Origin of the sequence: Nocardioides sp. J54 (assembly GCF_000519005.1) — a bacterium.
Classification (GTDB): domain Bacteria; phylum Actinomycetota; class Actinomycetes; order Propionibacteriales; family Nocardioidaceae; genus Nocardioides.
Genome location: NZ_JAER01000040.1, coordinates 28,257 through 40,754, shown reverse-complemented (window position 1 = coordinate 40,754; position 12,498 = coordinate 28,257). Strand labels below are relative to the sequence as shown.

Annotated in this window: 11 protein-coding genes; 7 read left to right on the top strand and 4 right to left on the bottom strand. The window is 73.2% G+C overall.

Features of this window, described 5'->3' with window-relative positions; genetic code table 11:
* On the top strand, positions 1–284 hold a 284-nt coding region (locus NOCJ54_RS30055; RefSeq protein WP_028656794.1), incomplete at its 5' end, for an HNH endonuclease signature motif containing protein.
* Positions 285–991: 707 nt separating this feature from the next.
* Here NOCJ54_RS30055 and NOCJ54_RS28565 read toward each other — a convergent pair.
* Positions 992–1,834 (bottom strand): helix-turn-helix domain-containing protein, encoded by an 843-nt coding sequence (locus tag NOCJ54_RS28565; RefSeq protein WP_051486115.1) that lies wholly within the window; start codon positions 1,832–1,834, stop codon positions 992–994.
* A gap of 124 nt (positions 1,835–1,958) precedes the next feature.
* Here NOCJ54_RS28565 and NOCJ54_RS0119235 point away from each other — a divergent pair, with 124 nt between their 5' ends.
* The 5 genes from NOCJ54_RS0119235 (at position 1,959) to NOCJ54_RS0119215 (ending at position 8,787) form a co-directional block, all read left to right on the top strand.
* On the top strand, positions 1,959–3,053 hold the full coding sequence (locus tag NOCJ54_RS0119235) for a TIGR03857 family LLM class F420-dependent oxidoreductase (RefSeq protein ID WP_028656793.1): 1,095 nt from the start codon (positions 1,959–1,961) through the stop codon (positions 3,051–3,053).
* Positions 3,050–4,117 (top strand): phosphotransferase family protein, encoded by a 1,068-nt coding sequence (locus NOCJ54_RS0119230; protein ID WP_028656792.1) that lies wholly within the window; start codon positions 3,050–3,052, stop codon positions 4,115–4,117. Before NOCJ54_RS0119235 ends, NOCJ54_RS0119230 begins: the two co-directional genes overlap by 4 nt.
* A gap of 112 nt (positions 4,118–4,229) precedes the next feature.
* Positions 4,230–6,476 (top strand): chemotaxis protein CheA, encoded by a 2,247-nt coding sequence (locus tag NOCJ54_RS0119225; RefSeq protein ID WP_028656791.1) that lies wholly within the window; start codon positions 4,230–4,232, stop codon positions 6,474–6,476.
* Positions 6,473–6,949: a chemotaxis protein CheW gene (locus NOCJ54_RS0119220; RefSeq protein ID WP_028656790.1), complete on the top strand. Its 477-nt coding sequence runs from the start codon at positions 6,473–6,475 to the stop codon at positions 6,947–6,949. The genes NOCJ54_RS0119225 and NOCJ54_RS0119220 overlap by 4 nt, the downstream gene beginning before the upstream one ends.
* On the top strand, positions 6,946–8,787 hold the full coding sequence (locus NOCJ54_RS0119215; RefSeq protein WP_232221838.1) for a methyl-accepting chemotaxis protein: 1,842 nt from the start codon (positions 6,946–6,948) through the stop codon (positions 8,785–8,787). The genes NOCJ54_RS0119220 and NOCJ54_RS0119215 overlap by 4 nt, the downstream gene beginning before the upstream one ends.
* Positions 8,788–8,957: 170 nt before the next feature.
* On the opposite strand, the gene NOCJ54_RS27000 is transcribed toward NOCJ54_RS0119215, so the two are convergent.
* Both NOCJ54_RS27000 and NOCJ54_RS0119205 read right to left on the bottom strand, forming a co-directional pair.
* Positions 8,958–9,647 (bottom strand): response regulator, encoded by a 690-nt coding sequence (locus NOCJ54_RS27000; RefSeq protein WP_232221837.1) that lies wholly within the window; start codon positions 9,645–9,647, stop codon positions 8,958–8,960.
* A 114-nt stretch (positions 9,648–9,761) separates the two neighbouring features.
* The gene (locus NOCJ54_RS0119205; protein ID WP_028656788.1) at positions 9,762–10,121 is read right to left on the bottom strand and encodes a hypothetical protein; all 360 of its coding nucleotides are present in this window, start codon (positions 10,119–10,121) and stop codon (positions 9,762–9,764) included.
* Between the two features lie 244 nt (positions 10,122–10,365).
* On the opposite strand from NOCJ54_RS0119205, the gene NOCJ54_RS26995 reads away from it, so the two are divergent.
* The gene (locus tag NOCJ54_RS26995) at positions 10,366–11,184 is read left to right on the top strand and encodes a sigma-70 family RNA polymerase sigma factor (RefSeq protein WP_051486114.1); all 819 of its coding nucleotides are present in this window, start codon (positions 10,366–10,368) and stop codon (positions 11,182–11,184) included.
* 132 nt (positions 11,185–11,316) lie between these two features.
* Here the strand turns inward: NOCJ54_RS26995 and NOCJ54_RS0119195 are convergent, their stop codons facing one another.
* The gene (locus tag NOCJ54_RS0119195) at positions 11,317–12,498 is read right to left on the bottom strand and encodes an alcohol dehydrogenase catalytic domain-containing protein (protein ID WP_028656787.1); all 1,182 of its coding nucleotides are present in this window, start codon (positions 12,496–12,498) and stop codon (positions 11,317–11,319) included.

The window sequence follows — 12,498 nt, the reverse complement described above, 5'->3', positions numbered from 1 at the left end:
TGCGTGACCACACCTGCCGCTTCCCCGGCTGCACCGTCAAGGCGACCCGCTGCGACCTCGACCACACCATCGAGCACAACCGCGGCGGCCCGACCTGTCCGTGCAACCTCGTCCCGCTCTGCCGACGCCACCACCGGGCCAAGACCTTCAGCCTCTGGCGCTACGTGACCGTCCAGCCCGGCCACTACCTCTGGCTCTCCCCCAACGGCCGCCACTTCCTGGTCAGCCCCAAGGGCACCAAGGTCCTCGCCACCTCGCGCCGCCTCGACCCCGACGACTACTAGCCACCACGCCCCACACCCCGCCTGACGGCGGGGTCACAGGCATGTCCGCTGCCGCTATTCGAGGTGCGAGGCGCCCCAGCGGCCCCGGTGCGCCGGACTGTGCCGGACACAGTCCGCCTCAAGGGCCCGGTGGTTTCGAGGCTCGGCCGCGGGCGGCCTCGCACCTCAACCACCGGGAGTCGGCGACGTTCCAAGACGTCATGCGAATCGTGGCCTGGAGCCCACGATCCGTATGACCTTCCACGAAGGCGGCGGCCGCGCAGCGGCGGCGCGGACGCAGTCCGTGCCGCCGCTGCGCCGGAAAGCCGACCGGCAGGGCCCCGGGGTCAAGGATCGCGAAGCGACCGCGTAGCGGCGGAGCGAAGCGACGTCCTTGACGCCGGGGGCCGGTCGGCTACGGTGCGCGGCCGCCGATACCAACCACGACAGCGATCAACTGCCGCTGGTTGAGGTGCGAGGCGCCCCAGCGCCGACCTCCCGCCGCTGGTTGAGGTGCGAGGCGCCCCAGCGCCGAGCCTCGAAACCAGTGGCCCCGGTGCACCGGACTGTGCCCACCGCAGTCCGCCTGACACGCCCGGAGGTTGCGAGGCTCCTCGCTGGCGCTCGTCGCACCTCAACCACCGGGAGTCAGGCGAAGCGAACCTCGAGCCTTGCCGCCAGGCGAACGCCACCGCCGACGGGCGACGCGCTCGCGCAGTCGAGGACAGTCACCCCACCACGGCCTTCGCCGCCTGGCGCACCATGCTCGCGGCCCGCCTCACCTCCGCGCCGGTGAGGTCGCGCAGCGGGTGGACGACGAGGGCGGTGCGGACGGTGCCGTCGGGGCCGGGGACGGGGGCGGCGACGGAGGTGACCGGCTGGCTGGCGGCGTCGTGGGTCTCCATGCTGGTCCGGACGACCTCGGCGAGCAGCTCCCCGGCGAGCTCGTGGACGGCGGCAGGGAAGTCGCCCTCGTGGGTGGCCTGCACCAGCGACGAGACGTGCTCGACGACCGGGCTCATCCGCTCGACGAGGAAGCCGTCGGCGCGGGCCTGGTCGAGGTGGGCGCCGTAGGAGGCGACGGCGGCCTCGGTGAGGCGGCCGCGGCGCAGCCAGCCCCTGCGCTCGTCGGGCTCGGCCCAGGCGGCGAAGAGGGTGCCGAAGGGGGCGGCATAGGGGAGGCGCTGGCCGCGCATGACGGTGAGGTCGTCGGGGTCGACGCTGGAGACGTAGAGGACGTCGTCGACGAGCTCGACCACCGAGGCCGGCCAGCCGGTGGCGCTGGCGAGGCCGGCGGCGGCGCGCACGCCGAGGCGGGTGCCGGTGCGCTGCTCGGCGACGGCGGCGGCCACCGGGCCGAGGGCGGGGCCGAGGGCGAGGTGGCCGGTGTCAGGGGAGCGGACCAGCCAGCCGCGGGCGGCGAGGGTGTGCACGATCGCGTGGGTGGTCGCGCGGGAGAGGCCGAGCTCGCGGGCGACGTCGGCGGCACGCAGCGGCCGGTCGCGGCGGGCGGCGACGAGCTCGAGGACGTCGACGACCCGGGTGGTCGGTGGTGAGGGACTCGCGGTCACCGGCGCTCCGTTCGACGTCCGAACCCGCCCGGGCGACGCCACGGAGGCGCGGAGCGAGTTCGAATAGTCGAATCTAGCAGCGCAAGCCGTCGATCGACGGTCGTCTGCGCCCTACGTTGCGGCCATGCACGACGCACCGCTCGCCTTCCCCGAACTCGGGTTCTACGGGCTCGCCGGCCACGCGGGTGACCCGCGCGCGCTCCTAGACGAGGTGGCCGACGCCGAGCGCCTCGGCCTCGGCTCGGTGTTCCTCTCCGAGCGCTTCAACTTCAAGGACGCCACGGTCCTCGCCGGCGCCGCGGCCGCGGCGAGCGAGCGGATCGGGATCGCGACGGCGGCGACCAACCACAACACCCGCCACCTGCTCGTGACCGCGACGGCGGCGGCGACGCTGAACCGGATGACCCGTGGCCGCTTCGCCCTCGGCCTCGGCCGCGGGTTCGACGCGCTCTTCGACGTCATGGGCGTCCCGCGGATCACCAGCGCCCAGCTCGCCGACGCGGTCGACGTGCTGCGCCGGCTCTGGCGGGGGGAGCGGTTCGACCACGACGGCCCGGCCGGTCGCTACCCCTACCTCTTCCTCATGGACGAGGACGTCGCCGAGGACGTCCCGGTCCTCATGGTCGCGATCGGGCCGCGGGCGCTCACCCTCGCCGGCGGGACCGCCGACGCGGTCGTGCTGCACACCTACCTGAGCGACGAGGCGGTCGCCCGCGCCGTGCGACGGGTGCGCGACGGGGCGGAGGCGGCCGGGCGCGACCCGGCCGACGTACGGGTCTGGGCGTGCACCGCCGTCGTGGAGGACTCGCTGCCGCACGAGCTGGTGCTGCGCAAGACCGTCGGGCGGCTCGCCACCTACCTGCAGGGGTACGGCGACCTGCTGGTCCGCACCAACGGCTGGGACCCGGCCCGGCTCCAGGCCTTCCGGGACGACCCGCTGGTCGCCGGCTTCCAGGGCGCGTTCGACGCCGACGCGAGCACCGACGACCTGGAGTACCTCGCCGAGAAGGTGATCCCGCAGCAGTGGCTCGACTGCGCGATCACCGGCTCCGCCGCCACCTGCGCCCGCCGGGTGCAGGAGCAGCTCGCCGGCACCGGCGTCGACAGCGTGATCCTGCACGGCGCCACGCCCCGGGAGCTCGAGCCCGTCCTCGCGGCGTACGGCGCCCGCCGCACCGCGCGCCCCGACCTGCCGGTCAACCCGGGGCGGGCCCGGTGAGCGCGCCGCAGCCGGTCGCGGACGTCCGCGACCTCACCCCGGCCTGGCTGACCGCTGCCCTCGGCGCCGAGGTGACCGCGGTCCACTCCGTCCCGGTCGGGACCGGCCAGATGGGCTCGTGCCACCGCCTCGCGCTGGAGGGCGACCCGGCGCTGCCGCCGACGGTGCTCGCGAAGCTGCCGACCGACGACCCGGCGTCGCGGGAGTTCCTCCACGGCTCCTACGCCATCGAGGTCACCTTCTACCGCGACCTGTGCCCGACCGTCGCCGTCCGCGTGCCGCGGGTCCACTACGCCGCGATCTCCGACGACCCGGCGCAGCGTGGCACCTTCACCCTCCTGCTCGAGGACCTCGCGCCCGCGCAGCAGGGCGACCAGATCACCGGCTGCACGCCCGCCCAGGCGCGGGCCGCGGTCGAGAACATCGCCGGCCTGCACGCGCCGCGCTGGTGCGACCGCAGCCTGCTCGACGTCCCCGGCCTCAGCGCGGTCGGTCGCGAGGACGCGGACCTCATGGACCAGCTGTTCCCGGACGCCGTGGAGACCGTGCTCGGCAAGCTCGGCGACCTGGTGGGCGCGGAGGACGCGGCGACGCTGCGCGAGGTCGCCCGGTACGGCGGCCGGTGGCTCCTCGGCGCCCCCGACCGGTTCGGCCTGGTCCACGGCGACCACCGGCCCGACAACCTGCTCGTCCACCCGGACGGGCGGCTGTGGACCGTCGACTGGCAGACCCTCGCGCTCGGCCTGCCCGCCCGCGACGTCGCGCTGCTCGTCTCCTCCGGTCTGCCCGTGGAGGAGCGTCGTCGCCACGAGCGGGCGCTGGTCGAGGCGTGGCACCGCCGCCTGGTCGACCTCGGGGTCGCGGACTACGACCCCGACGACGCCTGGGACGACTACCGCTTCGCGCTGGTGCAGACCCCGCTGCTCGCGACCTTCGGCTGCGCCTACAGCAGCGTGCGGACCGAGCGTGGCGACCGGATGTTCGCCGCGATGCTCGCCCGGGGCGGCCAGGCGCTGCGCGACCACGCGACCCTCGACCTGCTCCGGGCGCTGCCGACGTCGTGAGGCCCCGGCGTGAGCCGAAGGGGCTGGCCACCCGGGACCCGGGTCCCGACTCCGCCCGGCCGCCTCATCCCCCTCCCCGCCGGGCCGATGGGCAGCCCGGAAGGAGGGGCGGATGGACGACGACGCAGAGATCATCGCGGAGTTCCTCGTGGAGTCCCACGAGAACCTCGACCAGCTGGACCGTGACCTGGTCGAGCTGGAGCAGCAGCCGGACTCACGGGACCGGCTGTCGAGCATCTTCCGCACGATCCACACGATCAAGGGCACCAGCGGGTTCCTGGCGTTCAACCGCCTCGAGCAGCTGACCCACGTCGGCGAGACCCTGCTGTCGCGGCTGCGCGACGGCGAGGCGGTCATGACGCCGGCGATCGCCGAGGCGCTGCTGTCCATGGTCGACACCGTGCGCGCCCTCCTCGACGTGATCGAGCGCACCAGCAGCGACGCGGACCCCTCCGTCGACGTCGCCCCCGTCGTCGCCGTCATCGAAGACCTCCTGGCCGGGCGCGAGCCCTCGTCCGGCGGAGCCGCAGAGGAGCCGGTCGTGTCCCCGGCGGCCTCCTCCGCGGCCCCGCCGGACCTCGCGCCGGACCCCGCGCCGGACCCCGCGCCGGACCCCGTGCTGGCGCCGGAGCCGGCACCCGTCCCCGCGTCCCACCCCGAGCCGCACCCCGCGCCCCACCCGGAGCCCGAGGTGCACGCCGAGGACGGCGCCGAGCGCCGCTCCCGCGTCGACTCCTCCGTCCGCGTCGACGTCGACCTGCTCGACGACCTCGTCGACCTCGTCGGCGAGCTGGTGCTCACCCGCAACCAGCTCATCCAGCGCAGCCTCGCCTCCGACGACCTCGAGCTGGTGCGCGCCAGCCAGCGGCTCGACCTGGTCGCCAGCGAGCTGCAGGAGTCGGTCATGAAGACCCGCATGCAGCCCATCGGCCAGGTCTGGTCGAAGATGCCGCGCGTCGTCCGCGACCTCTCCCACCAGCTCGGCCGCGAGGTCGAGCTCGTCATGGAGGGCCACGAGACCGAGCTCGACCGCAGCCTGCTCGAGGCGGTCAAGGACCCGCTGACCCACCTGGTCCGCAACTCCCTCGACCACGGCATCGAGCCGCCCGACGTACGCGCGGCCGCCGGCAAGCCGGCCAAGGGCACGCTCAGCCTGCGCGCCTACCACGAGTCCGGCCAGGTGGTCGTCGAGATCGCCGACGACGGCAAGGGCATCGACCCGGAGAAGATCGCCGCCGTCGCCCTCGAGCGCGGGGTCGTGACCCGCGACCAGCTCGCGCGGATGGACGGCCGCGAGGTCCTCGGCCTGATCTTCCGCCCTGGGTTCTCCACCGCCTCCGCGGTCTCCAACATCTCCGGCCGCGGCGTCGGCATGGACGTGGTGCGCACCAACATCGAGCGCATCGGCGGGAGTGTCGACGTCGTCTCCGAGCCCGGGCGCGGCACGACGACGCGGGTCCGCATCCCGCTCACGCTCGCGATCATCCCGGCCCTCGTGGTCGGCGAGGGCGCCGAGCGCTACGCCATCCCGCAGGCCAACCTCGTCGAGCTGGTCCGCATCGAGGGCGAGGACCTGGAGCGCCAGGTCGAGGACCTCGCCGGCGCGCCCGTCCTCCGGCTGCGCGGCCAGCTGCTCCCGCTGGTGCCGCTGGCCGGCGTGCTCGAGGACGGCGGCCTGCCGGGAGACGAGGCGCTCACCGTCGTGGTGCTCCAGTCCGACGACGTCCGCTTCGGGCTGTGCGTGTCGACCGTGCACGACACCCAGGAGATCGTGGTCAAGCCGATCGGCCGGCAGCTCAAGGGCCTGGCGATGTACGCCGGCGCCACGATCATGGGCGACGGCCGGGTCGCGCTCATCCTGGACGTGGCCGGCATCGCCGCCACCGCCGGCGTCGGCGCGACGCAGGCCGAGGTCGTCGACCTCAAGGCCGGCGCTGCCGACGACCGCACCGCACTGCTGGTGCTCGAGGTCGCCGACGGCCGCCGTGCAGCCCTCCCGCTCGCGGCGGTCGCCCGGCTCGAGGAGTTCGAGCGCGACCGCATCGAGCGCAGTGGCACCGCGGAGGTCGTGCAGTACCGTGACGGGATCCTGCCGCTGGTGCGGCTGGCGTCCGCGATCGGGCTGCCGGACACCAGCGACCGCAGCGACCAGGTCAGCGTCGTCGTCCACGAGACGGGTGCCACCGGGGGAGCCGTCGGGATCGTCATCGACAAGGTCCTCGACGTGGTCGAGGTCGAGGTCAGCGCGAGCCAGGTCGGACGTCGCGCCGGCGTCACCGGCAGCGCCGTCGTCCAGGACCGGGTCACCGACCTGGTCGACCTCGCCGCCGTAGTCGCCCGGTCAGGAGTGTCCGCATGAGCGCCGTCGCCACCGTCCCGACCACCGAGCAGTACTGCACCTTCTGGGTGTCCGGGCTGTTCTTCGGCGTCGCCGTCGAGGAGGTGCAGGAGGTCCTGCGCCTCCAGCCGATGACGCCGGTGCCCCGTGCCGACGAGGCCGTCACCGGGCTGATCAACCTGCGCGGCCAGATCGTCACCGCCGTCGACATGCGGGTCCGGCTCGGCCTGCCGCCGCGCGCCGACGACGAGGACCCGATGAACGTGATCGTCCGCAGCCGCGGGGAGGTCGTCAGCCTCCTGGTCGACGACATCGGCGACGTCATCGACACCGCCGGCGTGGACGCCCAGCCGGCCCCCTCGAACATGCCCCGGGAGGTGCAGGACGTGCTGCGCGGGGTCTGCCCCCTCCCCGACGCCATCCTGCTCGTCCTCGACGCCGACCGCGCCGTCGACGTGGCGACCGCACCCGACACCACCGGAGGAACCCCGTGACCGAGACCCTGGACGCCCCGGTGAACGGCACCGGGCCCGCCAAGACCACCCGACCGCGCACCAAGGCTGCCCCCAAGCCGGCGACCAAGCCGGCGGCCAAGCCGGCGGCCAAGCCGGCAGCGGCCGACGCGTCGGCGATCGCGCTGTCGATGATGGAGAACAGCCCGACGAACATGATGTTCGCCGACCGCGACTTCGTCATCCGCTACATGAACCCGGCCTCGCTCGAGACCCTGCGCCGCCTCGAGGAACACCTGCCGGTCCGCGCCGACGACATCGTCGGCTCCAGCCTCGACGTCTTCCACAAGTCGCCGGCGTACCAGCGCCAGATCCTCGCCGACCAGGCGAACCTGCCGCGCCGCGCCAACATCAAGGTCGGCCCCGAGATCCTCGACCTGCTCGTCTCGCCGATCACCGACGCCTCCGGCGAGTACGTCGGCGCGATGGCCACCTGGGAGGTCGTCACCGAGAAGGTGCGGATGGCCGAGGAGGTCGCCCGGGTGACCTCGATGATGGAGAACAGCCCGACGAACATGATGTTCGCCGACCGCGACTTCGTCATCCGCTACATGAACCCGGCCTCGCTGGACACCCTGCGCAAGCTCGAGTCCGTCCTGCCGGTGCGCGCCGACGAGGTCGTCGGCTCCAGCCTCGACGTCTTCCACAAGAACCCCGCCTACCAGCGCGGCCTGCTCGAGACCGCCGACCACCTGCCGCGCCGCGCGAACATCCAGGTCGGCGGCGAGGTGCTCGACCTGCTGGTCAGCGCGATCACCGACGCCGACGGTCAGTACATCGGCGCGATGGCGACCTGGGAGGTCGTCACCGAGCGCCTCCGCCTCGAGGCGGACAAGAAGGCCCGTGACGAGGCCGAGCGCGAGGCGGCGGCCGACCTGGCCGCCAAGGTCGAGCAGATCCTCGACGTCGTCTCCGCCGCCGCGGCCGGCGACCTGACCCGCGAGCTCGACATCGAGGGCGACGACGCCGTCGGCCGGGTGGCCGCCGCGCTGCGCACCCTCATCGCGACCCTGCGCTCCAGCATGGGCGACATCGGCGGCACCGCCGAGACGCTCACCGCCGCCGCGGACCAGCTCACCTCGCTGGCCCAGGGCATGGGCGAGGGCGCCACGACCACCTCCGACCGCGCCGCCTCGGCCTCGAGCGCCAGCGTGCAGGTCTCCGCGTCCATCCAGACCGTCGCCACGGCGGCGGAGGAGATGACCGCCTCGATCCGCGAGATCGCCAAGAACGCCACCGAGGCCGCGACCGTCGCCACCGACGCCGTGTCCGTCGCCTCCGAGGCGCAGGGGACCGTCGCGTCCCTCGGCGAGTCCTCGGCCGAGATCGGCCAGGTCATCAAGGTGATCACCTCGATCGCCCAGCAGACCAACCTGCTCGCCCTCAACGCGACCATCGAGGCCGCCCGCGCCGGCGACGCCGGCAAGGGCTTCGCCGTGGTGGCCAACGAGGTCAAGGAGCTCGCCAAGGAGACCGCCAAGGCGACCGAGGAGATCGGCCAGAAGATCGAGGCGATCCAGTCCGACACCCAGGGCGCGGTCTCCGCGATCAGCCGGATCGCCAACGTCATCGCGCGGATCAACGACATCCAGTCGACGATCGCCTCGGCGGTCGAGGAGCAGACCGCGACGACCAACGAGATCGCCCGGTCGGTGACCGAGGCGGCCGCCGGGGCCAACGGCATCGCCGAGGACGTCACCCAGGTCGCGACCGCCGCCGACCACACCCGCGAGGGAGCCCAGGACACGCTCGCGTCGGCGACCGAGCTGACCGGCATGGCCGGGCAGCTGCGCGGCCTGGTCGGCCGGTTCACCCTCTGACGGGCGGCCGGGCGGCCTCCAGCAGCACACGACGAACCCCGCCGGGCCCGCCCGGCGGGGTCCTGTCGTCCCCGGACCGGGGAAGAGGCTGGAAAGGGAAGGACCCCGCCGGTGTGGGACGGGCGGGGTCCTTCGCTGGGGGCGTCCGGGTGGGGACCGGACGCCCGGGGTCAGCCGACGCGGCGCTCGGCGAGCGGCGGGGCGGTCGTGCCCTCGCCCCCGCGGAGCCGTACGGCGAGCAGGGCGGCCTGGGTGCGGTGCTGCAGGCCGAGACGGGAGAGCAGACCGGTGACGTGGTTCTTGACCGTCTTCTCGGCGAGGAAGAGCTCCTCGGCGATCTGGCGGTTGGTCATGCCCTCGGCGATGAGGAAGAAGATCTTGCGCTGCTGCGGGGTCAGCTCGCAGATGACGTCGAGTGAGCGGCGCTGCATCTCCATCTGCTCCACCACGCGGCTGGCGACGGTGGGGTCGATGAGCGAGTGGCCGCCGGCGACCAGCTTGATCCCGCTGATCAGCGAGTTGCCCTCGATCCGCTTGAGCACGTAGCCCGACGCGCCGGCCAGGATCGCCGCGGAGATGGCGTCCGGGTCGTCGTACGTGGTGAGGATCAGGCCCTTGATGTCGGGGTCGACCGAGCGCATCTCGCGGCAGATGTCGACGCCGCTGCCGTCGCCGAGGTGGGCGTCGAGGATCGCGACGTCCGGGCGCAGCTCCAGGATCTCGCGCAGGGCGACGGTGGCGCTGCCCGACTGCCCGACGACCTCGATGGTGTCGTCGGTCTCGAGGAGGCTGGCGACGCCACGTCGGACGACTTCGTGGTCGTCGACGAGGTACACGCGGATCGGGTTCGACTCAGTCACGCGGACGAGTCTGGTGGTCCGGAGGGGCCGGCACGCACCATTCGGGACAGGTCCGGCCGAGGGTCTTGGGACCATGGCCCGAACGGGCCAGCAGGCGCTGGCCGATCGGAGGAATCAGCGGGCGCGCAGCTCGGCCAGCGCGGTGTGCACGTCCCGCTCGCTGCGCCGCAGCTGCTCGAGCAGTGCGACGATCTCGCCCGTCGTCAGGTGGTCGTCACCGGTCGAGGGGGCCAGCCACTCTCGCGCCTCGCCGGCGGTCATCCGTCCGCCGATCTCGAGGCGGTACGACGTGTCCTCGAGCTCGAAGGAGACGTCGGCCACGACCGCGCGGAAGTGCTCGTCGGCCACGGGGTCGTGGACCAGCACGAGCTCACCGGGCTCGAGGCCGCGGGAGAGCTCCTGGGCGCGGTGGCCGACAGCGAGCGAACGGCTGCGCCGCGTGAACGGGCTGAGCGCCACCACGATCTGCTCCACGGGACCTCCCTCGACGGCCCGGCTCGGTCACCGGGCTCCGTGTTCTCGACAGGGTCAACCGACGGCCGGACAGGGGGTTATGGCCGGCGCAGTCCTCTTCACACTGGCCCCCTGTGACCAGGCGACTAGTTCTTTTGGGTGGTACGACGTGTTTGAGGTGTTGTACGGTGGGTAAGTAGCGCGACAGATGTTCGACACGCGGCCAAGCCCACCGCCGCACCGCTCCTACCCACAGGAGTTGTCCATGTCCGCCATCACCCTTGAAGTACCCACCATCCCGTCGGCTCACTCGGAGCTGGCACTGCCTTCGGACGAGCGGAAGGCCCGCACCGCGGAGCTGCTCGCCGAGGCCCGTCTGACCGACGGTGAGGAGCGCCGTGCGATCCTCGAGCAGGTCATCGTCATCAACATCCCGGTCGCCCGCACGCTGGCCGCCCGCTACCGCAACCGCGGGCAGGCCCAGGACGAGCTCGAGCAGGTCGCGTGCCTCGCGCTGACCCGTGCCGTCCACGGGTTCGACCCGGAGCTCGGTGACGACCTCCTCGTGTTCGCGGTGCCGACCATCCTCGGGGAGCTGAAGCGTCACTTCCGCTCCGCGAGCTGGGTCGTCCGGCCCCCGCGCCGGGTCCAGGAGATCCGCCCGCGGATCGCCGTCATGGAGGCCGAGCTCACCCAGGAGCTGGGTCGTCCGCCGTCGGTCGAGGAGCTGGCCGAGGCCGTCGACGCCCCGGTCGCCGAGGTCGAGGAGGCTCTCTCCTGCGGTGACCTCGCGCACGCGTCGTCCCTCGACGAGCCCGTCTCGGAGACCGGCAGCAGCCTCGCCGAGCTGCTGCCCACCACCGAGGCCGGCTTCGAGCACAGCGAGGCCGTCGCCCTGCTCGGCCCCGCCTGCCGTCAGCTCAAGGAGCGTGACCGGGCCATCCTCCGGATGCGCTTCTACGAGCAGATGACCCAGCAGCAGATCGCCGACGAGCTGGGCGTCACCCAGGTGCAGGTGTCGCGTCTCCTGCAGCGCATCTTCACCGACCTCCGCAAGAGCGTCGGCCAGGCCAACGCCGCCTGACGAAGCACTGATCGACGGCCCACGCGGCTGGCCCGCCCGACAAACGTCGGGTGGCCCGGCCGGTGGGCCGTCGTCGTGTGCCCTGCCCCGCGCCCCGGACGGTCACGGACGGTCACGGACGGTCACGGGCGGTCACGGGCGGAAGAGCACCTTGACCATGCCGTCCCGCTTGTCGCGGAAGTCGCGGTAGGCCCGGGGTGCGTCGTCCAGCGGCAGGTGGTGCGTCGCGAAGCCCTCGACGCCGAGGTGGTCCTCGTCCTGGAGCAGGAGCTCGAGGATCTCGTCGCTCCAGCGGCGGACGTTGGCCTGCCCCATCCGCAGGTGGACCTGCTTGTCGAAGAGCTCCATCAACGGCATCGGGTCCATCGCGCCGCCGTAGACGCCGACGACGGAGATGGTGCCGCCGCGGCGCACGGCGTCGATCGCGAAGTGCAGGGCGGCCAGCCGGTCCACGCCCGCCGAGCGCACGAGCGGTTCGGACACCCGGTCGGGCAGGAGCGCGACGACCTTGGCCATGCCCTCGGCGACCGGCGACCCGTGCGCCTCCATGCCGACGGCGTCGATGACGGCGTCGGCGCCGCGGCCCCGGGTCAGCTCGCGGACCTGCTGCAGCGCCGGTGCCTCGTCGGTGAGGGACACCACGTCCGGGCCGTACGACGTCGACCGGTCGATCCGCTCGGCGACCGGGTCCGCCACGATGACGCGCAGCCCGCGGTGGCGCGCGATGCGCACGCACATGTCACCGATCGGACCCGCGCCGAGCACCAGCACCGTGTCGCCGGGGTCGAGGTCGGCGTACTCCAGCGCCTGCCAGGCCGTGGGCAGCACGTCGGAGAGGAACACGAAGCGGTCGTCCGGCGGGCCGTGGGGCACCTTGATCGGCAGGGCGTTGCCGAAGGGCACGCGCAGGTACTCCGCCTGGGCGCCCGGGACCTGGCCGTAGAGCCTGCTGTAGCCGAAGAGGCTGGCCCCGGTGCCGTGCTCGTGGTTCTGGGTCGCCTCGCACTGGCTGTGCAGGCCGCGCGAGCACATCCAGCAGGACCCGCAGCTGATGGTGAACGGCACGACGACCCGGTCGCCCGGCCGCAGCGCGGTGACGCCGGGGCCGACCTCCTCGACGACGCCCATCGGCTCGTGGCCGACGACGTCACCCGGCTCCATGAACGGCGCGAGGGGGTCGTAGAGGTGGAGGTCGGAGCCGCACAGCCCGGTCGAGGTGACCTTGACGACGATGTCGTCGGGAAGTGAGAGCCGGGGGTCGGGCACCTCCTCGACGGACATCGTGCCCTTGCCCTGCCACGTCACTGCCTTCAC

Coding starts and splice junctions, on each gene's coding strand:
- NOCJ54_RS0119235 (WP_028656793.1), top strand. CDS start 1,959: ATGCACGACGCACCGCTCGCCTTCCCCGAACTCGGGTTCTACGGGCTC.
- NOCJ54_RS0119225 (WP_028656791.1), top strand. CDS start 4,230: ATGGACGACGACGCAGAGATCATCGCGGAGTTCCTCGTGGAGTCCCAC.
- NOCJ54_RS0119220 (WP_028656790.1), top strand. CDS start 6,473: ATGAGCGCCGTCGCCACCGTCCCGACCACCGAGCAGTACTGCACCTTC.
- NOCJ54_RS26995 (WP_051486114.1), top strand. CDS start 10,366: ATGTCCGCCATCACCCTTGAAGTACCCACCATCCCGTCGGCTCACTCG.